At 66.4% G+C, this 24,654-nt stretch carries 20 protein-coding genes and 1 pseudogene; 12 read left to right on the top strand and 9 right to left on the bottom strand.

All coding sequences use genetic code 11. The features are described 5' to 3' along the window. Positions 1–4 precede the first annotated feature (4 nt). The 4 genes from ILT43_RS03015 to ILT43_RS03000 are packed head-to-tail and all read left to right on the top strand — an operon-like array spanning position 5 to position 3,793. Positions 5–925: a glycosyltransferase family 2 protein gene (locus tag ILT43_RS03015; protein WP_204194119.1), complete on the top strand. Its 921-nt coding sequence runs from the start codon at positions 5–7 to the stop codon at positions 923–925. Then, entirely contained in the window at positions 922–1,989 is a 1,068-nt protein-coding gene (locus ILT43_RS03010; RefSeq protein WP_204194118.1) for a glycosyltransferase, read from the top strand. Before ILT43_RS03015 ends, ILT43_RS03010 begins: the two co-directional genes overlap by 4 nt. Further along, entirely contained in the window at positions 1,986–2,891 is a 906-nt protein-coding gene (locus ILT43_RS03005) for a polysaccharide pyruvyl transferase family protein (protein ID WP_204194116.1), read from the top strand. Before ILT43_RS03010 ends, ILT43_RS03005 begins: the two co-directional genes overlap by 4 nt. Continuing rightward, on the top strand, positions 2,888–3,793 hold the full coding sequence (locus tag ILT43_RS03000; protein WP_204194115.1) for a glycosyltransferase family 2 protein: 906 nt from the start codon (positions 2,888–2,890) through the stop codon (positions 3,791–3,793). Before ILT43_RS03005 ends, ILT43_RS03000 begins: the two co-directional genes overlap by 4 nt. 281 nt (positions 3,794–4,074) lie before the next feature. Here ILT43_RS03000 and ILT43_RS19835 read toward each other — a convergent pair. Further along, positions 4,075–4,167 (bottom strand): annotated as a pseudogene (locus ILT43_RS19835) (IS5 family transposase); the annotation flags it as partial. Here ILT43_RS19835 and ILT43_RS02990 point away from each other — a divergent pair. Beyond that, positions 4,126–4,551, top strand: coding sequence for an SDR family NAD(P)-dependent oxidoreductase (locus tag ILT43_RS02990; RefSeq protein WP_425530287.1), 426 nt, complete (start codon positions 4,126–4,128; stop codon positions 4,549–4,551). The pseudogene ILT43_RS19835 and the gene ILT43_RS02990 sit on opposite strands and share 42 nt — an antisense overlap. 217 nt (positions 4,552–4,768) lie before the next feature. Continuing rightward, the gene (locus ILT43_RS02985; RefSeq protein WP_204194110.1) at positions 4,769–5,023 is read left to right on the top strand and encodes a hypothetical protein; all 255 of its coding nucleotides are present in this window, start codon (positions 4,769–4,771) and stop codon (positions 5,021–5,023) included. A gap of 134 nt (positions 5,024–5,157) precedes the next feature. Here the strand turns inward: ILT43_RS02985 and ILT43_RS02980 are convergent, their stop codons facing one another. Further along, positions 5,158–6,069, bottom strand: a complete 912-nt coding sequence (locus ILT43_RS02980; protein WP_204194109.1) for a hydrogen peroxide-inducible genes activator — start codon at positions 6,067–6,069, stop codon at positions 5,158–5,160. Positions 6,070–6,159: 90 nt separating this feature from the next. Here ILT43_RS02980 and katG point away from each other — a divergent pair, with 90 nt between their 5' ends. Beyond that, entirely contained in the window at positions 6,160–8,382 is a 2,223-nt protein-coding gene (gene katG / locus ILT43_RS02975) for a catalase/peroxidase HPI (RefSeq protein ID WP_204194107.1), read from the top strand. Between the two features lie 225 nt (positions 8,383–8,607). On the opposite strand, the gene ILT43_RS02970 is transcribed toward katG, so the two are convergent. Genes ILT43_RS02970 through ILT43_RS02960 form a run of 3 tightly spaced genes read right to left on the bottom strand, consistent with a single transcriptional unit; the run spans position 8,608 to position 12,873 of the window. After that, the gene (locus ILT43_RS02970; RefSeq protein ID WP_204194105.1) at positions 8,608–9,669 is read right to left on the bottom strand and encodes a lipocalin-like domain-containing protein; all 1,062 of its coding nucleotides are present in this window, start codon (positions 9,667–9,669) and stop codon (positions 8,608–8,610) included. After that, positions 9,669–12,197, bottom strand: coding sequence for an FtsX-like permease family protein (locus ILT43_RS02965; protein ID WP_204194104.1), 2,529 nt, complete (start codon positions 12,195–12,197; stop codon positions 9,669–9,671). Before ILT43_RS02965 ends, ILT43_RS02970 begins: the two co-directional genes overlap by 1 nt. Beyond that, a complete protein-coding gene (locus tag ILT43_RS02960) occupies positions 12,187–12,873 on the bottom strand; it encodes an ATP-binding cassette domain-containing protein (RefSeq protein ID WP_204194102.1) in 687 nt (228 codons plus the stop codon). The genes ILT43_RS02965 and ILT43_RS02960 overlap by 11 nt, the downstream gene beginning before the upstream one ends. A 303-nt stretch (positions 12,874–13,176) precedes the next feature. Here ILT43_RS02960 and ILT43_RS02955 point away from each other — a divergent pair, with 303 nt between their 5' ends. Next, entirely contained in the window at positions 13,177–14,907 is a 1,731-nt protein-coding gene (locus tag ILT43_RS02955; protein WP_204194100.1) for a tryptophan-rich sensory protein, read from the top strand. Between the two features lie 97 nt (positions 14,908–15,004). Then, positions 15,005–16,483 carry a deoxyribodipyrimidine photo-lyase gene (locus ILT43_RS02950; RefSeq protein ID WP_204194093.1) on the top strand — a complete coding sequence of 493 codons (1,479 nt, stop codon included), beginning with the start codon at positions 15,005–15,007 and terminating at the stop codon, positions 16,481–16,483. Positions 16,484–16,762: 279 nt separating this feature from the next. Here the strand turns inward: ILT43_RS02950 and ILT43_RS02945 are convergent, their stop codons facing one another. Both ILT43_RS02945 and ILT43_RS02940 read right to left on the bottom strand, forming a co-directional pair. Further along, positions 16,763–17,860, bottom strand: coding sequence for a helix-turn-helix transcriptional regulator (locus ILT43_RS02945; protein ID WP_204194091.1), 1,098 nt, complete (start codon positions 17,858–17,860; stop codon positions 16,763–16,765). A 397-nt stretch (positions 17,861–18,257) separates the two neighbouring features. After that, positions 18,258–18,422 (bottom strand): hypothetical protein, encoded by a 165-nt coding sequence (locus tag ILT43_RS02940; RefSeq protein ID WP_204194090.1) that lies wholly within the window; start codon positions 18,420–18,422, stop codon positions 18,258–18,260. A 212-nt stretch (positions 18,423–18,634) separates the two neighbouring features. Between ILT43_RS02940 and ILT43_RS02935 the strand changes: the two genes are divergently transcribed. After that, positions 18,635–19,726 (top strand): ATP-binding protein, encoded by a 1,092-nt coding sequence (locus ILT43_RS02935; protein WP_204194088.1) that lies wholly within the window; start codon positions 18,635–18,637, stop codon positions 19,724–19,726. Between the two features lie 143 nt (positions 19,727–19,869). Here the strand turns inward: ILT43_RS02935 and ILT43_RS02930 are convergent, their stop codons facing one another. Both ILT43_RS02930 and ILT43_RS02925 read right to left on the bottom strand, forming a co-directional pair. Further along, the gene (locus tag ILT43_RS02930; RefSeq protein WP_204194086.1) at positions 19,870–21,288 is read right to left on the bottom strand and encodes a sensor histidine kinase; all 1,419 of its coding nucleotides are present in this window, start codon (positions 21,286–21,288) and stop codon (positions 19,870–19,872) included. Next, complete coding sequence (locus ILT43_RS02925) at positions 21,278–21,943, bottom strand: response regulator (protein ID WP_204194084.1); 666 nt, start codon at positions 21,941–21,943, stop codon at positions 21,278–21,280. The genes ILT43_RS02930 and ILT43_RS02925 overlap by 11 nt, the downstream gene beginning before the upstream one ends. A gap of 101 nt (positions 21,944–22,044) precedes the next feature. On the opposite strand from ILT43_RS02925, the gene ILT43_RS02920 reads away from it, so the two are divergent. Continuing rightward, entirely contained in the window at positions 22,045–23,118 is a 1,074-nt protein-coding gene (locus ILT43_RS02920; protein WP_204194083.1) for an ABC transporter substrate-binding protein, read from the top strand. Beyond that, positions 23,115–24,617: an OprO/OprP family phosphate-selective porin gene (locus ILT43_RS02915; protein WP_204194081.1), complete on the top strand. Its 1,503-nt coding sequence runs from the start codon at positions 23,115–23,117 to the stop codon at positions 24,615–24,617. The genes ILT43_RS02920 and ILT43_RS02915 overlap by 4 nt, the downstream gene beginning before the upstream one ends. Positions 24,618–24,654: the final 37 nt, after the last annotated feature.

Here is a 24,654-nt window from a genome sequence, read left to right as displayed (position 1 = left end):
GCCCATGACCGTTTCCGTCGTTACGCTGGCCGGCGGCCGGCCCGATCACCTCCGCAATCTCGTCATCGGCCTGACCCGCCAGACCCTTGCCCCGGTCGAGCTGATCGTCGCCGTGATGCAGGACGTCGCCTACGACCTGCCGACGGCCACGTTCCCGATCCGCCAACTGATGATCGCAGGCACGGACCTGCCGCTGGCTGCGGCGCGCAATGCCGCCGCGCGTGCGGCGATCGGCGATCAGCTCGTCTTTTTGGACATGGATTGCATTCCGGCCCCGTCGCTGATCGCCGATTATGCGCGCCGCCTCCAGGAACTCGACGGACTACTAATGGGCGAAGTCCTGTACCTGCCCGGCGGTGCCAACACCGGCGACTGGCGCAGCGAGGATTTCGACGCCGTCGCCATCCGTCATTCCGACCGGCGCGGCCCGCCCGCCGATGGCATCGAACTCTGCAACGACTACCGTTGCTTCTGGTCGCTCAACTTCGCGATGACCCGCGCGACGTTCATGGCCGTCGGCGGCTTTCATGAGGGGTATTGCGGATATGGGGGCGAGGATACCGACTTCGGCAAGGTGCTCGACACGGCAGGCGTGCCGATCGCCTGGATCAAGGGCGGACTGTCGCACCACCAGTATCACCCCCACCATATGCCCCCGGTCCATCACCTCGACAGCGTCGTCCGCAACGCCGAACTGTTCGAGGCGCGCTGGGGCTACCGGACGATGGGGCATTGGCTCTACGCCTTCCGCCTGATGGGTCTTATCGACGATGCCGAGGGTCGCCCCATCCAAATTCTGCGTCGACCCGATGCCGACGACCTCGCGCTGACGGGGCAGCAGAGCCATCAACCCTATGCCAACACCGCCAGCGTCATCCGCGTGCTGGAGGCGCGACCGGCGTCGTCGGAGCGTGTCGCCGCGTGAAAATCGCGCTGCTCGCCCATGTCCGCCAGCGCATCGCGCAACCATTCATGGGCGGCATGGAGTCGCACAGCTGGTATCTCGCCGACGGCCTCATGGCCCGCGGACACGAGGTCGTGCTGTTCGCGTCGGGCGACAGCGATCCGCGCTTCACGCTCGATCCGGTCCTGGCCGAACATTACGAGCGCACCTTTCCCTGGGCGGAGCATCGCGGGTCGGCACCGCTGATCGCGCATGTCGACGCCGGCTACGCCGCCGCGTGCGACCGGATAGCGCGTGGCGGCTTCGACGTCGTTCACAACAACAGCCTGCATCGTTTCCCGATCGAGCCGGCCCGCACCGCACGCGTTCCGACCGTCACCTCGCTGCACGTCCCGCCCTATGACGCGCTGCACTGGTTCGTGAAGGCCAGCCCGACGTCGACCCACCGGCTGACCGTGACGTCGCACACCCAGTTGCGGGCCTGGTTTCCGGACGGTGCGCCGCCGCAGGTGTCGGTGCTGCATAACGGGATCGATCCTGCGGCATGGCCCTATGGCGACGGCGGCGGCGGCGCGATCTGGTGCGGCCGGATCACCCCGAACAAGGGCACGCACCTCGCCGCGAAGGCGGCGTTGCGCGCTGGCGTGCCGCTCATCATGTTCGGTTCGATCGAGGACCGCGATTACTGGGCTGCGGAAGTCGAACCGTTGCTCGGGCCGACGATCGTCTACGGCGGCCATGTGCAGGGGGAGGCACTGGCCGCCGAACTCGGTCGGGCGGCGGTGTTCCTCTTCACGCCGCGCTGGGATGAACCCTTCGGTCTCGTGGCGATCGAGGCGATGGCCTGCGGCTTGCCCGTCGCCGCGTTCGATCGTGGCGCAGCGCGGGAGGTCGTGGGCGAAGCCGGACGTTTCGCGCCTCCCGACGAGTGGGAAGCGCTAGCCGACGTCATCGCCGACGCCGTGGCGATACCGCGAACCGTGCCACGAAACCGGGTGGAACGGCTGTTCACTCGCGACCGGTGGCTCGACCGCTGCGAGCACCTCTACCGGGAGGTCGGTTCCGCCACCGCCTCGGCAGCATGAGCGGGAACGATGTCGTCGTGAAGCAGCAGGCCGCCTTGCTGGCCCTGTATCGCCGTCATGTTGGCCCGGGCGATCGCTATGCGCTGATCGACTTCCCCGACCATGCCAACGTCGGTGACAGTGCGATCTGGCTCGGCGAGATCCGGATGCTGCGATCGGTTACCGGCCGCGATCCCGATTATGTCGCAACTTGGGACGGGTTCGATCTGGGCGCGTTTCGGGCGGCGAGCCCCGCGGGGGTGCTGTTCCTGCACGGCGGCGGCAATCTCGGCGACATCTGGCCCCATCACCAACGTTTCCGCGAGCGCGTACTGCGCGACGTTCGCGATCGCAGCATCGTGCAATTGCCTCAGTCGGTTCACTTCCGTGCTCCGGGGGGCATGGAGACATTCGCGGAGGCGGTCGCCGCGCACCCCGCCTTCCATCTTTATCTTCGTGACCGCCCCAGCCTGTCGACCGCCCGGCGTCACTGGGGCTGCCCGTCCGATCTTGCCCCGGACAGCGCCTTTGCGCTGGGCCGACAGCCGCGAGCGGAACCGCATTGCGACCTGCTGATGCTGATGCGGACGGACGACGAGCGCGTGATCCACGATGCCGCGATCATGGGCGACTGCGATGACCGGGTGATCGTCGACTGGCTTGACGACGGAGTGCTGCCGCTCGCCCGATCGGGACAACCGCTCGCCGACTATTGTTTCGCGTTGGCCACCGCCCGCGTGGAGCGCGGGCTGGCGACCCTGTCGAGGGGGCGTCGGATCGTCACCGACCGCCTGCATGCCCACATCCTGGCGGTCCTCCTCGATATCCCGCACATCGCGCTCGACAACGAATACGGGAAGCTCTCCTCCTATATCGAGGCGTGGACCAGAGGATCGCCACAGCTATTGCAACGGGTGCGATGATCCAGGTCAGCCTCCTCGTCTGCACGCGCGATCGCGGCGCATCGCTCGACCGCTTGCTGACCTCGATCACGCGGGCGGCGGCCGGGTTCGATGCCTTCGAGGTGGTCGTCGTGGACAACGGATCGTCCGACGACACGCTCACGCGTCTGGCGGCGTGGCGTTCCCGGCAGTGCTTTCCGGTCACGGTCGTCGACGAACCCCGACCAGGACTGGCACGCGCGCGTAATGCCGGACTGTCACGAGTGCGCGGAGATATCGTCGCGATGACGGACGACGACTGCGTGCTCGACGCGGGTTTCTTCGCGATGCTGGTCGCGCGCTTTGACCAAGCTCCATCGCCGGTGGTCATCGGCGGTCGCATCCTGCTCGGCGATCCTGACGACCTGGCCGTGACGATCAAACTGGAAGACTACGCCATGGGAGCGCCGCGCAATCGCTTTCCGAACGGCTTCGTCATGGGTGCGAACCTTGCCTTCACGCGCGATGTGGTGGCGCGCATCGGGTCTTTCGATGAGCGGTTCGGCGCGGGCGGGCGATTTCGCGCCGCGGAGGACACGGATTTCGTAATTCGCGCCCTGCGCCACGACATACCGGTGCGATACGATCCGTATTTCGTCGTCGCGCATCATCATGGCCGGCGATCCGCCGAGACGCTCCGCCAGCTGCTGGCCGGCTATGCGTTCGGCGACGGTGCGCTCTACGCGAAGTACCTGTTCGACGGTTCCCGGATCGCCAGAGCGATATGGGGCGATGTGTGGAGCGCCGTCGCAGAACTGGGCGGCGGTGAGCGCCCTTTTTCATCCGTCCGTTTTTTCCACACCTTTCGCCTACTTGGGATCGTCCGCGGTTTCACAGCGTTCGCGTCGGCACGGATTTCGAGCAAGGCCCATCACTCGGATTGAGCCCGTCCACTTAGCAAATGACGCCCAATATCTTTTTGGGCGGCCGTTTGCAGAAGCTTATCGATCGTCAACAATCCCGGACCTGATGGTCGAACGTTGCAAGTACCAGACGAGATCGCCAACGCGACTAGGCCACGTGGACAAAGGGCAGCCACAGCGTAACTGAGGCGAGCGCGACGAAGCCGAGATCGGATTTCGTGGTTTCGTCGTAGCGGGTTGCGACTTGACGCCAGTTCTTGAGTTTGTTCAACAGGCGCTCACGAGATCGCGCCAGCGGTATTTCCCGGCGTCAGGACGAAGCATGGTGGTCGGCCCTGACCATCGCAGCGGGCGTGCAGCTTGGTCGTGAAGCCGCCTCGGGATCTGCCGAGCCCCTCGGCTTCCTGATCCCTTTTTCAGCCCGACGGCGCAGTGGTGCGCCCGGATCACGGTGCTGTTTCTCCCGGCTTGTCGATTACATCGCGTCCAAAGGCGGCATCGAGCAGTTGACCAAGGTAGCCGCGCTTGAGCTTGGCCCGCATGGCATTCGCGTCAACTGCGTCGCACCCGGCGCGATCGAAACCGATCGCACCCGCGCGGAGGTTGACGATTACGCAGGACGTTGGTCGCCAATCACGCCGCTTCGGCGCGTCGGCACGGTCGAGGACGTTGCGGCGGCCGTTGTCTGGTTCGCAGGACCAGAATCTTCTTTCGTATCCGGACAGACGCTGCTGGTCGATGGTGGCGTCTTCTCCCCGGCGGTGTGGCCGAACTACTGATCAGTGCAGCCAGTCGGGCTGCACTGATCACGTATTCTGCAAGCCGATCCGACGCGGTCGACGACGCTCATTTGTGTGCACTCGGACCTCAACTGGCGTCATCCGTCGAATTCAGAGAGCTAACGGTAAACTCGGTTATCAGCGGAGCGGTTTGTGCTCGGTTTCATGAACACCAATAGCCCCGCCGTCGTTGCGTTCCTGATTAGGAGAGCGCGTGATGGGTGAGAATACTGGCAGTCCGATCCTCGGCGTCCTGCTCGCATGCGTCGCAGGATCGATCTTCCTCGCCGCGCTTGGCATGTGGTTGCACCGTTCCAAGCGGCTGACATCCCGGCGCAGCTCCATGGTTTGGGCGATCCTTACCATCCTGCCGCTCTTCGGCGCAGGCTTTGCGATGATGACGACCCACGTGGTGGAGCAGGCTACCGGCGAAACGCAGTCAGGGGTCAACGCGCCGCCGCCGACGCGCTGACGAGACGTGCCAGGCTGCAGTAACCCGATCGGCAGGTCATTCGGCGGCGCGACGGCGGATAATTCGTAGCTGCGCTCGAAAGATTGCGGTGGCGCGATCCCCCAACGAGGGTGGTCGTCAGAAGGGCGCATGAGTTAGTCGGGTTCAGGTGCATCTCTGCCGACCGCTCGCCGAATGGTTGCGCCAAGCAGTCGGAACTCGCTCGTACGGGGATGACCGCTGCGCCAGGCGAGGGCGATCTGACGCACTGCCTCAAGGCCCTGCGGTCGACGAGGTTCAACACGAGTGCCGTCAAGGATTCCGGCCTCAATGGCCATTTGTGGGATCAGTGTGTAGCCAAGGCCCGCGTTTACCAGTTCGACGAGCGTGTGCAGCGTAGAGGCGACCAGCCGGCTTTCGGCCTCCCTCTCTGTGCGATTGCAAGCCGCGAGAGCATGCTCCTTGAGGCAGTGACCATCCTCGAGCAGGAGCAGGCGATCGTCGTCCGCTTCACATGCCGGTGATGCGAAGCTGTCGTGTCCCTCGGCGGCTACGAGGACAAGCCGATCGGCCGCGATGTCGACGCTCTCCACCTCTCCGCATTCGACCGGAAGGGCGAGCAATACGCAGTCGATTTCGCCGCGACCCATCGCTTCGCACGCGACGCTTGTCAGCATCTCGCGCACATACAGCTGCAACTGCGCCCAATCGCACGCGAGTGCCGACAATATGCCGGACAGCAGGAAGGGCGCAATCGTAGGGATCACCGCCAGCCGTAACGATCCCACAAGCGGCTCGTGCGAGCGCTGCGCAACGAGGTGGAGGTCTTCGGCAGCGCACACCATCTGTCGCGCCCGTACCACTATCTCCTCTCCAATCGGGGTGAAGCGGACATGGCGCTTGGAGCGGTCGACAAGGATCACATCGAGCACTCGCTCGAGTTCCGCGATGCTGGCCGACAGTGCGGACTGGGAGACGAACGAAGCGGTAGCTGCGCGTCCAAAATTGCCATGCTCATAGAGCGAAAGCAGATACGACAACTGTCGGAGCGATGGCGTAGGCTTCATCGTTTAAAGTGATAGCAGAAATCGCTTCAATCCATTGGATAAATCAATCGTCCCTACTACGGTGGCGCAATCATATAGAGGAGTGAGAACATGGCTGACGAAGATCCCCGGTGCCCGGAGGGCCGGAATGGCGGCGGCGCTGGTACCGTTCGCTCGCTCCTTGGTCGCACCAACAAGGATTGGTGGCCAGACGTTCTGCCGGTCGAGATACTGCATCAGCATGGTGTCTCTCCGAACCCAATGGGCGAGGACTACGACTATGCGGAAGCGTTCAAGGCACTCGATTACGCGGCGCTGAAAGCCGACCTCACCGCCCTGATGACCGATAGCAAGCCCTGGTGGCCGGCGGACTACGGGCACTACGGCCCTTTCATGATCCGCATGGCGTGGCATGCCGCGGGTACTTACCGGGTTACCGATGGACGTGGCGGCTCCTCGTCGGGCCAACAACGCTTCGAACCTCTCAACAGCTGGCCGGACAACGGCAATCTGGACAAGGCACGGCGCCTGCTGTGGCCGATCAAGCAGAAGTACGGGAAGCATATCAGCTGGGCGGACCTGTTCATCCTCGCCGGGAACGTCGCCATCGAGAGCATGGGCGGACCGACCTTCGGCTTCGCCGGTGGGCGCAAGGACGTCTTCCAGTCGGAGGGTGACACGTACTGGGGTGCCGAGGAGCAGTGGATCGGACACGCGGAACACAAGACCCGCATCCGTCCTGACGAGCAGCTAGAGCTGGAAGGACCGCTGGCTGCGGACTCGATGGGTCTGATCTACGTGAATCCGGAAGGTCCCGGCGGCAATCCTGATCCACTCGGCTCGGCGCGAGACATGCGCGCCACCTTCTCGCGCATGGCGATGAACTCGGAGGAAACCGTCGCGCTCACGGCCGGCGGTCACGCTTTCGGCAAGACGCATGGAGCCAAGCCGGCTGAGAATTTCGGCAAGGAGCCTGCCGCTGAGTCCGTGCACATGCAGGGGCTCGGCTGGCTCACCGACAGCGAAGAGATCGGCAAGGGCCATATCACCACCTCGGGTATCGAGGGATCGTGGTCGAACAATCCGACGAAGTGGACCGGCGACTATTTCCGCCTGCTGTTCAAGTACGACTACGAGCTGACGTCCAGCCCGGCGGGTGCCAAGCAGTGGACGCCCGTCAACCCCGAGTGGGAGGACATGGCCCCCGACGCGCGGGACCCCAGCAAGCGCGTGCCGACGATCATGACGACCGCCGATATGGCGCTGAAGCTGGATCCCGAGTTCCGCGCGATCTCCGAGCGATTTCGCGACGATCAGTCGGCTCTCGACGATGCCTTTGCACGTGCATGGTTCAAGCTGACCCACCGCGACATGGGGCCGAAGGTACGATACCTTGGCCCAGAGGTTCCGGAGGAAACGCTCATCTGGCAAGATCCGGTGCCCGAGGGAACGGCTCCAGGCGACGATGAGATTGCTGCGTTCGCACAGAAGGTGCTGACCTCCGGTCTCAGCGTTGGGCAGCTCGTCAAGACTGCGTGGGCATCGGCCTCGACCTACCGGAAGTCCGACCACCGCGGCGGCGCCAACGGCGCGCGCATCGCGCTGGCGCCCCAGAAGAGCTGGGCGATCAACGAACCAGCCGAGCTTGCATCGGTGCTTGCCAAGCTCAACGAGCTCCGCGGTTCGATATCGCTTGCTGACGCGATCGTGCTTGCGGGCTCGGTGGCGATCGAGAAGGCAGCGACGGATGCCGGGTTCGACGTGAAGGTGCCGTTCACCGGTGGCCGCGGCGATGCGACCCAGGACTGGACCGACGTCGAGAGCTTCGCATGGATGGAGCCGCAGGCAGATGGCTTCCGCAACTACCTGCGGACGCGGCAGACCGTGAAGACGGAGGAGCTGCTGCTCGACAAGGCTTCGCTGCTTGGCCTGTCGGCTCCGGAGATGACGGTTCTGCTCGGTGGTCTGCGCGTGCTGGGCGCCAACCACGGCGACAAGCCCGAGGGCGTCCTGACTGAGCGGAAGGGGCAGCTTACCAACGACTTCTTCGTCAACCTCCTCGACAACGAGACTTTTTGGGAGCTCGTTGATCCGTCGAGCGACGAGGAGTTCATCGGACACGACCGCGGCGGGAAGGGCGAGAAGTGGCGCGCCACTCGCACGGACCTGGTGTTCGGCTCGAACTCGCAGCTGCGCGCAACGGCGGAGGTTTACGCCGAGAACGGCAACGAGGAGAAGTTTGTCAGGGACTTCATCAAGGCCTGGGTCAAGGTCATGGATGCCGATCGTTTCGATGTGACGGCCAAGCCGGTGACCTCGAACATTGCGACCTGACAGTGGCTTGAACCGGGAAGAAGGCGGTTGCGAAAGCAATCGCCTTCTGGTTGTGCGCCGTCTTAAACATGCTGGTGCACGAGCTTCATTATCGGCGCGACAACAGCCGTAGGAGCACCGAAGTCTGGTGCCCGAGGCGGAGCGTAGAAGGTGAGATCATCCCCGTTGTCCTGCCGCGCGGATGCGGCAGCAGGGAACTCGGGGAGGGACTTGTCGATCATATCGTCACATCCTGAGCGCCTGATTATAGCCGGTGAGTTCGAGATAGCCGCGACCGCCTGGTGTCCGGACCGCACCTTCCCAGTAAACCGGAAGGCCTCCGCGGCGCGCGTCAAGCTCCTGAGCCGCAAACATCGGGGTCAGGCGCCACCGCGCGATCCGGCCATCGACGCGGATACTTACCTCCTGTGATACGGGATAAACTGCGCCGGTCGCGCCACTCCGCCATGTCGCCAGCGGCCGGAATGCAACGTCGCGGGGACCCAGCGGGGTGGTGATGCCGTCAGGGCGGCGGAGCGCACCGCCGGCCCACAGCGTGCCACCACCTTTGCGACGGATGCGGAACGCCATCAGCGCAGAGCCATCATCGAAATTGAGCCCCGTCCAGTCCCACCCTTCAGCTTGGGGAGCCAGATAGTCGGACGACCATTCGCGATCGAGCCAGGCCTCGCCGGTCACCGGGACGATGCGATCGCCACGTCGGACACGGCCAGCAACGCGCAGGTGAGGGATGGAGTAGTAATAGCTCGCCTGCTCCGGCCGGGGCCCTTTGCGGCTGTATCCAGCAAGGCCCTGCGGCATTGGCGGCTGCGTTGGTCGGAAATCGAGCGCCAGCGCAAAGTCGTTGGCGAAGATTTGGGTAGTCCATCGGTTGTCAGGCGTGCGGCGCAGGCGCCAGTCACGGATGCCGATATCGGCGTCACCCGTGCGTGCCCTCGCCAGGCCGAAACCCACGCGTGCGGCGCGCTCGCCGTGTAGCAGGCGACCGGTAGCGGGATCGGACAGTGCGGCGTGCGCAAACACCACCTGCCGTGCAGTGAAGCGGCTCGGGTTCGCGGCGTCGACGGGAGGGCGCGTCCGGAAGAACGTGACCTGGAAGCCGAGGTCTTCGCCCGCCGCCGTCCGGAGCCAGCCGGTGACGTACCACCATTCGGTGCGGAACCCCGGGTGCGCGCCGTGATCCGCCGGAAAGGCGAGAGTGATGCCGGGCCGGACGACGGGGTAGGGTACGGCGGCGGGCGCCGCGACCGCGACCAGCGCCAACCACCCGGAGAGCGCATTCCGCATCACCAATCCTCCCGTACTGACTGGACAGCGCCCGTTGCCGTCGCACGGCGACCAGCGAGCACCGCAGTTGCGGCGGATGCGCCGGTCAGCGCGGCGGCTACGCCGAACAGTGTCCCGAGCGGCACCCGCGTCGTCATGGTCCAGTTGAACGACTGCGGGTTGATGACGTGGATCAGGACCTGCGCCAGCACCAGCCCAAGCCCGATGCCTGCGAGCGCGCCGGTCAGCCCGACCACCGCCCCCTCGGTCGCGAGCATCGCGCCGAGCTGCCCGCGCGTGAGCCCCAGGTGCCGGAGCATGCCGAACTCCCGTTCGCGCGCGATCGTCTGTGCGGACATCGTTGCGGCGACACCAGCCAACCCGACGAGGATCGCCACCGCCTCCAGCAGGTAGGTCACGGCAAAGCTACGGTCGAACAGGGTCAGCGCGAGCCGCCTGAGCACGGCGGGCTGCGTCACGTCCACCTGGCCCCGCAGCGCTCCGGGAAGGCGTGCCGTCATCGCCTTGCCGACGGCGGTCGCGTCGCTGCCGGGTTGGAGCGTCGCCGACACCTCGTCGCGGCCGGTGTCGCCGGTCAGCCGCTGATAGTCCGCCTCGTCGACCAGCACCGCGCCGGCCTGTCGACCATAGTCGCGCCACACTCCGGCGACGGTGAACCGCGTCCGGCCGGCGATCGGCAGGATGATCGTCTCACCTGGATCCCACCCGTAGAGCCGCTGTGCCGGCTCCGACACCCAGACCGGCAGCGCAGATGCGGGCAGGCTTGAGGTACGCTCGACGAGGACGAGCAGGGGATCGCGGCCTCCGCGTTCAGGCCGGGCGATCAGGCTGATCGGCGGACGATCAGCGGCGATCGTCAGAGGCAATTGTCGGCTGAACGCCAGGCGATCTACCCCCGGCGTGGCGGCAAGATGCGCTCGCGTGGCCGGGTCGAAGCTGGCGCCGGCATTGGCGCGCAGATACAGGTCCGCACCGAGCACCTGCCCCAGCCACGTATCGACAGCGCCGCGGAAGCTGGTCACCATCGTCGCCATCGCGATCATCAGCGCCGTCGACGCCACGATGCCGCACAATGCGGTCGCCGCTTCGCCGGGCGCGCCGTGCAGATGCCGGATGGCAAGCATGGCAGGCACGCTCCCCCCGCGGCGCCGCGCAAGCGGGGCCAGCAGCGATCGCGCAAACCAGGGTACGCCAGCGACGCCGCCCGCCAGCATCAGCGCCATGCCCAGAAAGCCGAACAAGGGGAGCCCCCCGGTTGCGGGCAGCAACGCCGCGCCCCCGCCCGCCGCCAGCAGCACGGCCGCAGGCCACCACGCCACGGCGCGGCGCGGGTCGAGCACGTCACCGGCGTTCTTCAGCGCTGCCGCCGGTGCCGCCCGCGCGGCGGCACGTGCGGGTACCGCACTGCCGAGGACCGCGGCGATCAACCCCAGCGCGAAGAACCCCGCTGCGGCTGCAGGCTGGAAGACTATCCGCGCGGCGGTGCCGCCGAAATAGCCGGCACCCAGGTCGCCGCCGAACCAGTGCAGCGCCGACCACGCCAGGCCGTACCCCGCGGCGAGTCCTGTGGCCCCGCCGACGATCCCGATCACGACCCCCTCGACAACCACCGCAGCGACCACCGCGCGGCGCGGCATGCCCAGCGTTCGCAGCAGCGCAAATGCGCGCTGTCGCCGCGCCACCGACAACGACTGCGCCGAGTAGACCAGGAACCCGCCGGTCAACAGCGCCACCAGCGCCAGCATGTCGAGGTTGACGCGGTACGCCCGCGACAGCGCCGATCCTTGCGCGCCCCGCGCCTGCGCCGTCGACAGGATCGCATCGGCGGGTAGGAGCTGGGCAAGCGCCTCTTCCGCTGTCCGGCGGTTGGATAGGGAAAGATCGATGCGGTCGATCCTGCCAATCCGCTCGAAGCGCCACTGTGCTGCGGCGATATCGATCACGCCGATCGCAGCGTCCGCCTCCGCAGCGGGGAGCGTGCCGACGACGCGCAGAGGAACGTTGCGCCCGTTTGCTGTCACGGTAACCCGGTCACCGATCGCTAGGCGGGACCGCTCCAACGCCGTGCGGGACAGGAACAGTGAGGACTCATCGAAGACGCCGTCGCTGCTGGAAGCCGGCCCTTGCGGCGGGATGCCGACCAGCGACGGCGTCACTGCGGCCGCGCGGATGACGTCCAGCCCGAGCAGCGTCAGCCGATTGCCGCCGATCCGTGCATCGAGCCGCACGACCGGGCTCGCGTCGGCCACGCCGGCACCTTGCAAGACTTGCGGGTAGAGCCGTTCATCGATCCCCAACGGGCTGGTCGCGGTGACGGAAAGTTCGGCCGCTCCGTTCACCCCCCGTACTGCGCCATCAAAGGAGGCGAGCGCAGATCCGTTGACGAGGTGGACCGCGAAGCCGAGCGCGACGCCTACGGCGATCGCAATTGCAGTGGTGAGAAAGCGGGCGGGGTGGAACCGCCATTCGCCGCCGATCAGCCAGCCGAGCGCGAGCCGACCAGACAGAAGGCCGGGCTCAGCGGCCACGACGCTCCACCAGCCCGTCCGCGCCGAGCGTCAGCACCCGGTCGGCGATCGCCGCGCTCGCATCCGAGTGCGTGACCATCACGCCGGCCGCGCCGTTGTCGCGGACGGCATTGGCGAACAGCGCCAGTACGCGCGACGCGGTGTCGGGATCGAGATTGCCGGTTGGCTCGTCTGCCAGGATCAGCGACGGTCGATGCACTAGCGCGCGGGCGATGGCGACCCGCTGGAGCTCCCCGCCCGAGAGGTCGCGCGCGTAGCCGTCGCCGCGATCGCCGAGGCCGACTGCCGTCAACATCGCCGTCGCACGCGTTTCCGCCGCGTCGGCGTCCGGCGATATCAGCGCGAGTGGTAGCGCGACGTTCTGACGCAGCGTGAGATAGGGGAGGATGTGAAAGGCCTGGAACACGAAGCCGATGCGCTCGCGTCGCAGGCGCGTCCGCGCAGCCTCGTCAAGCGAACCGAGTATCGTGCCGTCGATCGCGACCTGGCCGTCATCGGCGTCGTCGAGCCCGGCAAGGATATTGAGCAGCGTCGACTTGCCCACGCCCGACTCGCCGATGATCGCTACCAGTTCGCCCGCACGGACCTGAAGATCGAGCGACCGGAACAATCGCCGGGGCCCCGGTACCGACTTGCCGAGCGCCTGAACGTCGAGAAGGATCGGGTGACCAGTCACGCGGTATGCGTGGCGAAGGTGAAGCTTAACCGCAATGCCGTAGCCCCGGTCTGGCAACATAGGTCAGCTGCTCAGGCTAATCCGAGCTGAACCAATGACTGCTGGGCGTATCGCGCGGAGCGGCCACCAACGTCTGCTTCTGGGTCCAGCCAGCCGAACGCTTCAATCTGCAATCGTCGGCACCAGGCTCACGGTCGTCTTGAACGTGTCGCGCATCATGTTCCGCTTACGATCCGGCGGAAATTGACTCGGCTGGCGACTTATCTGCTTCCGTTCGTTGGGCAGCCGAGGAGTAGCATGCCAATGTCCCACCGCATCCTGATCACCGGCGCGAGCGTCGCCGGCAACACCGCCGCTTGGTGGTTGGGCCGCGCCGGCCTCGACGTCACCGTGGTCGAACGAACGCCCGGGTTCCGCGACGGCGGCCAGAACATCGACGTGCGCGGGGTTGGTCGCGAGGTGTTGCGTCGCATGGGGCTGGAACAGGCGGCGCTGGAGCAGGGCACCGGCGAAGAGGGGACCGCCTGGGTCGAGGAGGACGGCAGTGTGGCGGCGCAGTTCCTGACCGCCGATACGGATGCCGATGGGCCGACCGCGGAGATGGAGATCCTGCGCGGCGATTTGGCCCGGCTGCTCTACGAGCCGGCCGGCGAGCACGCGACCTACCGTTTCGGCGACAGCATCGCCGGCGTCGAGCAGGACGATGACGGCGCTACGGTCACCTTTGCGAGCGGGACCACCGAACGATTCGACGTGGTCATCGTCGCCGAGGGCGTGGGGTCGACATCGCGGGAAATGGTCTTCCCGGGCGAGAACGCGCCCCGCTGGATGAACCTGACGATCGCCTACTTCACCATTCCGAGGCAGGCGGACGACGATCGGCTGTGGCGCTGGTACAATGCGCCTGGCGGTCGCAGTGTGTCGCTTCGCCCCGACCGGCACGGCACCGCGCGCGCCATGCTGTCGGTGCAGCAGCCGCCCGGCGGAGAGCAGGATTGGGACGGCGACCGGCAGAAGGCGTGGCTGCGCACCCGCTTCGCCGATGCGGGTTGGCAGACCGACCGCGTTCTGGATGCGCTGGAGACGACCGACGACTTCTACCTCGATGTGCTCCGGCAGGTGAGGATGCCCCGCTGGTCGGGAGGGCGGGTGGTGCTGACCGGCGATGCGGCATGGTGCGCGACGCCGATCGCCGGTTACGGCACGACGCTGGCTGTCACCGGCGCCTACGTTCTGGCGCAGGAACTCATCCGCTCCACCGACATGCGGGCGGCGTTCAAGGCCTACGAGCAGGCGATGCGCCCGATGGTCGAGGATGCCCAGAGCGTCCCCAGGCTTGCGCCGCGACTGGCGAATCCTCACAGCCGCCTCGGCATCGGGTTGCTCCACGGCGCGCTGCGCGTGGCGAGCCGCCCGGTTGTGCGCAGCGTCGCCGGCAAGTTGTTCGGTGGCCGCTCCAGGGACGTCGATCTCTCGCGCTATGACACGCCAACCTCTGGAGGATCGCTGATCGCACCGAGGTCACCAGCGGCGGCGGGCTTGTCGCCACTACTGGCGCTCGGCGCCGTCGCTGTGGTGCTCGGTGCGAGCGCGATCGTCGGCCGGCGCAACGCACCCGATCCGTCGCATCCCGGCATCCGCCGCTGGTATCGCCGCTTGGACAAACCCGGCTACACCCCGCCCGATGCGGTGTTCGGCGCGGCTTGGCCGATGCTGGAGACTGGCCTCGCGGTTGGAGGGTATCGCCTGCTTCGTCAGCCATCCGGAACGGCGCGCAACGCTGCGGTCGGCCTGTGGCTGCTCAATACCGCTATGGTCGGCGGCTGGACGCAGTTGTTCTTCCGCGAAAAGCGACTGGGGGCCAGCGCGGTGGCATCGGGGGCGATGGTTGCCAGCAGTGCAGCCTATCTCGCGACGGCCGCCAAGGTGGACCGTCCGGCTGCCGCCGCGGCGATCCCGTTCGTCGCCTGGCTTGGCTTCGCGACGCTGCTGGCCGAACGCATCTGGCGCGACAACCCGGGAGAGCGGCGATGAGACGGGTCACGGTCCGGCACCGCGGCGACCGTCCGCTTTGCCGGCGCGTGATCGAACCGGTGCGCCGGCTGGACAAGCGCGGGCGAGGCAGCACGGGATGGTGACTGCCGCTCTGCCTGTTGGCCTCAGCGATTGGCGGGGGGCACCGCGCGTGCAGGCGTTGAATGATCGGGTGCCGAACGCGAGCGGTCGCTTCGTGCTGTGCTGGTTGCAGCAGGCGTTGCGAGCCCGCGACAATCCGGTGATCGACGCAAGCATCCGGCTCGGCAATGCGCTGTCGCTGCCCGTGCTGGTCTACCACGGCGTACGCGAGGATTATCCGTATGCCTCCGACCGGCTGCATCACTTCATCCTGGGAGCGAGCCGGGATCTTGGTACTGGGTGCCGCGATCGCGGCTTCGCCTGCGTCCATCATGTCGACCGGGCCGGGCATCGGGAGAAGGGCCTTGTGCACCGCCTCGGCGCCGAGGCGGCGGCGATCGTGCTGGAGGATCAGCCGACCTTCGTTGCTCGCTGGCAGTCCGACCGGGTCGCCGCGCGAACCGCGGTGCCGGTCTATGCGGTGAACTCTGCCTGCCTGGTGCCGCCGGCCCTACTCAGCGACGATATTCGTGGCCGCTCAAGCTTCCTGCGCCGTCACGAGCCCGAGCGCGCCAACTGGATGGAGGCGGATGAGGCGGTGCCGGACGTGTCCGCCTACGCTGGCCCTCTGCCCTTCTCGCCAGACGCGTTGGACACGTGCGATCTCGACGCACTGGTGGCCGCTCTCGCGATCGATCACAGTTTGCCCGTCAGCGACATGCACCCGGCTGGCCGACCCGCGGCGGAAGCCCGGCTTCGGCGGTTGGTAACGGAGGTGCTGCCCGGCTACGCGTCGGCGCGCAACGATGCCACGCGGGCGGACGGCGCGAGCGGCCTATCGCCCTATCTGCACTTCGGCGTCTTGGGCCCCCGCGAGATAATGGCCGCGGTCACGGCTGCCGAGGCTGGCAGCAAGCACAAGGCCAAGTTCGCCGACGAGCTCCTCGGCTGGCGCGAGTGGTTCCACTACCAGGCGCGGGCGCTCGCCGCGCCGGAACGCTACGACCGCATCGCAGGATGGGCGGTCGAGACGCTCGGCCGGCACGCCGGCGATCCGCGACCCGAGCTGGAGACGCTGGACGCGCTTGTCCATGGCGAAACGCGCGATCAGACCTGGAACGCCTGCCAGAAGCAGTTCCTCCTCGACGGCTGGATGCACAACAATCTGCGGATGTACTGGTGCAAGCGCCTGATCGCGATGACGCCCAGCCCCGAGGCGGCATGGGCCACAGCGTGCTACCTCAACGACCGGCTGAGCCTCGACGGTCGCGACCCGTCGACCTACGGCAATATCTCGGCGATCTTTGCTGGCTCGCCATCGGATCGGGAGCGGCCGATCTACGGGCGCGTGGCTGTCCGCGGCGACGGCTCCACCCGCCGCAGGGAAGGCGGCGATGAATGGCTCGCCACCGCCGCGGCGAGGCCGGTTACGCGACTGACAATCCCGGCAGAGGTGCCGGTCGATCCATATCTTACCGGTGAGCCGACCGTCTGAGCCGTACCGCCGCCTCATTCTCGGGACAACGGAATGTCGGCTGAAAGGACGACCGTTCTCACACAAGCCACCAGTGGCGCTGTATGTCATCTTCTTGGTCGTCGCTTCACAGGAAATTGGACAATTACCCCGGCCCAAGCCGGGGCAGGGCTCACTTGGCAATTTCCTACTCAGGTGACCCGTTAAGCCCCGGGACAGTTGTGATATCTGACTTCACTCCCAACGGGTGAGCGGTTGTTTATGATGGAGAAAGCTCTCCGCTTCGCTACTGTCGCAGGATCATGGAAGAGGCGTGTTCGGCGGAGCAATGAACCCTCCGGCCATTCGTCCATTCTCGTCGAGCACAGCGGACATCGATATTTCACCGTTGGCAAAGACCAGATTGTAGACATCGTCTCCCATTCTGCCCTTCCCGCGATAAGTGATCGACTTCAACTCGCCCATAGATTTGAACATGGGCTGTGACATCGGCATATCTCTGCGGACTATATCGCCGAATTTTGGCGCAAGCTTGTCATAGTCGGGGGAGCCGCTTGCCAGGCCAGCGACAAGGCGCCTTACTGCAGCCTCAGTGCCAGGTAATGGCGTCGCCGAAGAAGGAGTGCGGTTGCCTGGTTGCAGTATGCCGCCCGCCATTCTGCCTTGGGCGTCGAGCTCAACCGACATCAAAACCTCGCCGTTGGTGAAGACGAGGTTGTAGATGTCATCGTTCTTCATGCCGCGTGAGCGAAACGTCACGGATTTTAGCTCGCCGAGGGCCTTGAACATGGGGTGTGTCATGGGAAGGTCGCTGCGAACGACCTCAGCGAACCTAGGCGAGAGTCTTCTGTAATCGGGCGAACCGCTCGCGAGACCGGCGACCAGCTGCCGCAGCACAGCTTCGGTATCGGGTATTTGCGCTGCGGTTGCTGCTAATGCCGGCGCATCGGCAGCGGTGGGCGGAAATGCCCGTTGGTCGCCATTGCCAGAGGGCTGGAGCCAGGCGAAGAGAGCGGCTGCCGCGACTAAGATCATAAAGATCGCTCCTGAAATTACGTAGATGGAGGGGCGCCGCTTGCCCCGCGTGATCGGCGGGTGCGCGGCGTGAACCCCCTCGACGATCGCGTTGGTTCCGGAAAGGGCGGACGATTGGGGTACCAGGCGGTTGGACGCATCGGCTGCTGCCACCAGCTTTGCCGCCTCAAGCGATGACGACATGCCCAGTTTGGCACGCGCCATCTTGAGACGCTTTTCGACAGCGTGAGGAGAGACGCCCAAATCTAACGCCATCTCCTTGGCAGTCTGATGCTCCAGACACCGCTTCAAGCACTCCCGCTCACCCGTTGTCAGGCGCAGGATCGCGGCCAGCATGCTTTCGTCTATCTCGTTTATCTTCATGCCCGCCATGGTAGCGCCTAAGGAGGAAGTACCAACCACGGCCTTCTGGTACCGCTCTAGTACTCTGACCGGGTACCACGCCGTTCAGGCGCCACTCGGCGCTTACCCCCTCGCAAGACCGACTAGCCGGCCGGCATTCACGAACCGTTGATGAATCGGTGGGATCATCGGGGATCGGCTTTGTTAGGGCGGGGCTCAGGTAATGCTGGCGCCGAACAGATGACGCTGCTGCCTTACGGGGCGTGCCGATGGCCTTGATGTCGATGGCCGTGGCGAGCGAACGGGAATGAATAGCTGGCTCCGGGCGACGCGACGCACCGCGCGAACGTCCGCAGTCGAGTCTCAGCGGCCATACGCCCCCCGCAAGCGTCGTCATAGTCGTCCTTTCTTGACCGGATCATCCATCTGGGATCATCGCAAAGCCATGACTAAGAGCAACGGACGCACCGGCGCGCGTGCACGCGCCAACATCCAGCCTGCCCCAACCGCTGACGAGCTTGAAGAAGCCCGGCGAGAAGTGGTTCAGATCGAAGGGCGGCTCGCCGGTTTGGCTGCCGGCCATCCATCGGTGAAGACATGGAAGGCCCGCCTCCGTCTAGCTCAGGCCATCATTGCTCGCGCTCCACCCGCTTAGAGGGCAGTTTGTCGAGCTTCGGCGATCATCCTATCGCCATCGCATCCGGTCCAAGGCGCAGTTTCAGAAGGCTCTGCTGCTGCCGCAAGCTATCGCTAAGCCGCTCGGTGCGCTAGCGACTCTCGAACAAGAGACCGTCCATGACTCCAGAACCGGTTGCCGTTCTGCATCAGGCGCTGCTACCACCGCTGATCGACGGGCTCCGCAAAGAGGCGAAGCCAGGCGGCTATTCGGATGGGGGCGCGGATATAGCGCATGCACTGCGAATGGCGGGCGTGAACGTCGTTACTCCGGAGCAGTTTCCTGACGTCCGTAAGGCTCTCGATTGGGTGTTTCCCGACACCATCAACGGCATCCGCGCAGCGACCGATGCTGGCGCGTCGACGCTATGGGCTAACACGGTGTTGTTCGTCGGGCATCCTCTTGAGGCGGTTCTTGAGGATGTCGACATCGTTGGCCAGCTTCCAGCGGCCATGCACGCCTACGATGATAAATTCGAAACCAACCAGATGCTGGCAGAGGCGGGTCTGCCAATGGCACGATCGTTCCTGCTGTCTGGCACGGCGCGAGAGCGCGTCTGCGCTTTGAAAGACGTCGAGCAGGAGTGTGCTGCCCGTGGCATGGACTTCCCGCTGATGATAAAGCCGGTGCGTGGTCGCGGCAGCCAGGGTGTTACGCTTGTCGCGAATATCGGCCAGCTGCGTCGTGCCGCAGCAGCGTTGATCGAAGCCGCAACTTTCGGCGACATGCTGATGGTCGAGGAATATCTCGACGGTGACGAGATGACCGTAACCGTCATGCCGCCTGCCTCTCCGCGTCCGGACGGATCGCACGTGCAATCCCACTGGGCGTTACGACCCGTCCATCGGTTCGATCAGCGCAACGGTGTCGCCCCCTACAACGGCGATGTTCTGGTGACCGCCAACAGCGCGGCGATCGATGAGGAGCGACTGCGCGAGCCGACGATCGTCAGCATGATGGAAAGCTGTGTCGCCGCAGGCGCGCTCGTCGACGCCCGCGCAGCAATCCGGATCGACTGCCGTGCCGACCGCCATGGATCGTTCAAGCTATTTGACTTGAACATGAAGCCCAACATGACCGGGCCAGGCCGTCCCGGTCGCGACGATCAGGACTGCCTCTCCGCCATAGCCGCTCGGGCTGATGGCTGGAGCTATGTGGATATGCTGCAGGCGATGCTCTCAGCCAAATGGAGACAACATGCTCACCGTTGAGGGCAACCGCTGCCAATCGGCAGATGGCTTTGCCTGAGGCGTGTTTTGCCTCGGGCGAAATGGCGTGCGGGTAGGTAGATGAGCGAACGGCGGAAGTTGGAAGGCGGATATCGCGCCCCGGCTGCCCGGGTCTGAGCCACCTTTTATTGTGTAGGAGGAATGGGCACCTGCGCCGCTGGATCAGCTAGATCTGCAAAGCGTAGCGTCACGCGGAGCCCCGGCTTTGTATTGGTGAACTGGAGCTGTGCGCCCAAGCGTTGCGCCGCCGATCGCACGATCGCCAGACCCAGGCCGCTGCCCTCCCGCCCAGCGCTCGTGCTGAGGCGCAAGAATCTTTCGCCCAGCCGTCGCAAGTCCCCGTCGCCGATACCGGGACCATCGTCGGCCACGGCGATCGACGCGGATGCATCGCCACCGACAATGGTGACGGTGATCGACGAGCCCGTACCGATGTAGCGGATCGCGTTGTCGAGAAGGTTCGACACGATTTCAAAGAGCAGGGTACGATGGCCGGCGATGATGACATCCGCGTCGGGCGCGTCCAGCTGCACCTCCACCCCGGCCTCGATCGCATCGTGGATGCGGCGGTTGATGGCGGCGATGGCGACCTCGCGCAGGTCGACGCGTTCCACCGGCGGCGATGTGCCCGCCTCTTCCGCTCGCGCCAGAGCGAGAAGCTGGGTCACCAGCCGCTCCAGCCGGTCGGCGGCGTCGGCGATCTCGCCCAGCGCCCGCACGTCGCCGCGCCGGGCCAGCGCGACCTGCACCTTCAGCACCGCGAGCGGCGTGCGCATCTGGTGCGATGCGTCGGCGGTGAAGCGGCGAACCCCGGCGGTGGCGGTATCGAGCCGTGCGAGCAGATGATCGAAGGCATCGGACAGCGGGCGCAGCTCGGCCGGCAGAAGACCGGCTTGCAACGGGGAGAGGTCGGGCGTCGCGCGGGTGTCGCGCGCCTCCACCGCGCTGCGTAGCCGGGCGAGGGGACGCAGGCTCCAGGCCAGCGCCGGCCGGATCAGCAGCATCGCCATGCCGACCAGCACGATCTCGCCCACCAGCAGCGCGATCATCAACCGTCGCTGGAGCGAGGCACGCCCGTCGAGCGTCTCGGCAACCTGCACGATCACCGGCTTGTCGATCCGCGGCAGCGCGCGGCGGACCTCGGCGATGCGGATTTTCTGGCCCCGATAGGTCGCGAACCGAAAACCGGGCGTGTCGATCTCGACCGTGCCGACGGCCGGCGCGGGCAGGTCGGCATAGCCGGTCAACAGCCGCTCGCCGACCGCGACGCGGTAATAGACGTTGTCGCGCTCGCTGTTCTCCAGCATCCCGAACGCGGCGGCGGGCAGGTCCAACGTCACCTCGCCCCGTTCCACCTCCACCGTCTCCGCGATGGCCCCCAGCGCGCCGCCGAGCACGCGGTCGTTGGTGCGGCGGACCACGTCGGCGATCAGCGTCGCACCGGCCAGCCCCAGCAGCACCGCGATCGCCAGCAGCGGCACCAGCATCGCGGTGAACAGCCGCGTCCGCAGCGCCAGCGCGCGGTGGCGCGGCTCAGGTCGCATCGAGCAGATACCCGACGCCACGAACCGTCCGGATCGTCGGGCCGTCCGGGGCCAGCTTGCCGCGCAGCCGGGTGATGTTCACCTCCAGCGCATTGGGGCCGACCGGCTCGTCATAGCCGAAGACCTCCGCCTGCAACGTTTCCCGCGTCACGATCTGCCCAGCGCGGGTGGCCAGCGCATCGAGCACCGTCCACTCGCGACGGCGCAGGTCGAGCAGCCGGTCGCCTACCCGCGCTTCGCCGGTAGAGCGGTTGAGTGCGAGCGTTCCCACCGCCAGCTCCGGCGTCGGATCGCCACCGCGACGACGGCCGAGCGCGCGGATGCGAGCCTCCAGCTCCTCCGGCGCAAACGGTTTGCGGAGGTAATCGTCGGCGCCGAGATCGAGACCGCGGACACGGTCGTCCAGTGCGTCGCGCGCGGTCAGCATCAGCACGGGCACGCGCTGCCCGCGCCGCCGCAGCGTCTGGAGCACGGCGAATCCGTCGATATCGGGCAGGCCGACGTCGAGGATCACCAGCGCGTAGACGTCGTCGGCGGTGACCATCAGCGCGTCCGCGCCGGTCGCGACGTGATCGATCGCATGGCCGGCGGTGCGCAACAGCGCGACGATGCTGCGGGCCAGCGGCGCATCATCCTCGACGATCAAGATCCTCACTGTCAGTATCGCCCGTGAAAGGTTGATGACAGCTTGCCCGTGTAGCCCATCCTTGTCGACTTACCCGAACGCAGAGCCGGGAAGCGAGAGGAGCCTGAACGATGCGTCCCCTGTTCTTGCTAATGCTGGTATTCTGCCTCGCCGTGCCCGCATCGGCGCAGCGGCCCGCCGGCTATCCACGATCCTACGACGCGCTGATCGCGGAGGCGCGCGCCGAGCGCGGCGTCCGCGTCTACGGCAATGCCGATGCTGCGGCGATGACGGCGGTGATCGCGGCGTTCCGCCGCACCTATCCCGGCGTGATCGTCCAGTACCGTGAACTCGAATCGAGCGACATCTATCGCCGGGTGGTGGCGGAAACGCGCGCACACCGGCCGACTGCCGATCTGGTTTGGTCGTCCGCGATGGATCTTCAGGCCAAGCTGATCAACGACGGCTATGCGCAAAGCTATCAAAGCCCCGAGAAGCCGGCGCTGCCGCCGGCCGCGGTGTGGAAGAACATGGGCTACGGCGTCACGTCGGAGCCTGTCGCTTTCGTCTACAACAAGCGCCTGATTCCGTCGGCCAGCGTGCCGCGCACGCATGAGGCGTTCGAGCGGCTGTTGCGGGATCGCCGGTCCGCTCTGAATGGCCGCGTCGCAACCTACGATCCGGCGCGGTCCAACGTCGGGTATCTGTACCTGACGGAGGATTACGCGATCACGCGCGACACAGGGTCGCTGTTGCGGGCGATGGCGACGACGCGACCGTTGCTGTCGCGCACGACCGAACCAATGCTGGATGCCGTCGCCACCGGGCGCGCCGCGATCGCGTACAACGTCGTCGGTCCCTATGCGCTGACCCGCGCGCGCAAGGACCCGCGGATCGGGGTCGTGTTTCCGCGCGACTACGTGCTCGTGGCGTCGCGCGTCGCGTTCATCGCGCGCAACGCCCGCCGTCCTGCCGCGGCGAAGCTGTTCCTCGATTTCCTGCTGTCCCGCACCGGTCAGCCGCTGCTCGCGCGGCAATGGCTGTTGCCGGTCCGCGCCGACGTTCGCGCGCCGCGACTGGGGCCTGACCGGGCCCGGCCGATCCGCGTCGGACCGCAGCTGCTCGTGAACCTCGATTCGATCAAGCGTCGGCGCTTCCTCGCCGACTGGAACGCCATCCTCGTCGAAGGAGCCGACATACGATGACCCTGTTGCGAACCGGTTGCGCGCTGATCGCGCTCGTCGTCGCCACCCCGGCGCTGGCCCAGACGCCGAGCGCGGACGAACTGGCGACCCTCGTCCGCGCGCAGGCCGCGGAGATCGCGGCATTGAAGGCGCGTCTCGACCGGCTGGAGGGCGCGCAACAGATCGCGGCCATGCCGGCGCCCGCCACCCCAGGTACGGTGGCAACCACCTCCGCCAGCGCCCCCGCGCCGGTGCAGGTCGCGCAGCAGACCCGTCGCCCTCAGGTCACTGCGCCGTTCGCGCCGCAACTCGTTCCGCCCGGACCGGCCGAGCGCGACGTCGGCCGGGCGCGGGAGGCGAACGATGCCGGCGTCACCACCGAGTGGGGCGCGGGCCTGCCGGTGTTCCACTCGGCCGACGGCGTCTACACGTTCAAGCCGCGTGGCCGCATCCTGACCGATGTCAGCTCCAGCTTCGGGTCGAGATATGACGACCGCAACATCACCACCACCGGCATGCGCGCACTGCGGCTGGGACTGGAAGGCGGCGTCGGCACGCACTTCTTCTATCAGTTCGAGAGCGACTTTTCGGAGAACGAGGTCGATGTCGTCACCGCCTTCATCGGCTGGCGCAACCGCATAGCGCCCGGCCTCGATTATGACGTGCGCGCCGGCCACCTGTTCAACGATCGCGCGTTCGAAGGGTCGACGGGGTCGGACTCGACGCCGTTCATGGAACGCAGCACCGTCTCCACCGCGATCATCCCGCAACGCGGCTTCTACGGTCTCGGCATCATGCCGCGCCTGTTCTGGAAGACCGGGCACGCGTCGCTCACCATCACCGGCGACCGTGTCGACGGCAATCAGGCGGTCAGCGACAGCCGCACGCTGCTCGGGCGCGTCCACTGGAACCCGATCAAGACCGATCGCGGCGTGCTCCACCTCGGCCTGTGGGGCTTCGACGAGTCGCTGTCGAGCGCGGCGACGACGCTGACCCGCAACACGGTGATCGGCGGTCGCTTCAACGGCGCGCTGCGCGTGTCGAGCGGGCCGCTGACCGGCGGCACCGGCACCACCGGCTATGGCGCGGAACTGGGCGGCTATGCCGGACCGGTCTGGATCATGGGAGAGGCCGGGCGACGCAACGCACGGCTCGACGGTGGCCGACCGGATTTCGTCAGCAAGGCGTGGAGCCTGTCGGGTGGCTGGTTCATCACTGGCGACCTGCCGCCGTACAATCCGCGCCTCGGCAGCTTCGGACAGCCGCGCGTGCTCGACCCCCTGTTCGAGGGCGGGCCGGGCGCGATCGAGCTGACCGCGCGCTACGAGAACCTCGATTATACCGACCTGCTGACCGGCGGAGAGGGCTGGGCGGCGACGGTCGGCGTCAACTGGTATCTCAACAGCTTCACCCGCATTCAGGTCAACGCGATCCACTGGAACACCGACAATCGTAGCGGCGCCTTCATCGGCCCCGACGACGGCGAAACCGTCAGTGCGCGCGTCGCGGTGACCTTCTGATGCCGTCCGGCTCCACCACCTATCGAGGAAGCATCGC

The sequence above is a fragment of the Sphingomonas longa genome (genome assembly GCF_016892685.1).
Classification (GTDB): Bacteria; Pseudomonadota; Alphaproteobacteria; order Sphingomonadales; family Sphingomonadaceae; genus Sphingomonas; species Sphingomonas longa.
Note: the sequence above shows the minus strand (reverse complement) of the source record. Positions and strands in the feature narration are given on the sequence as shown.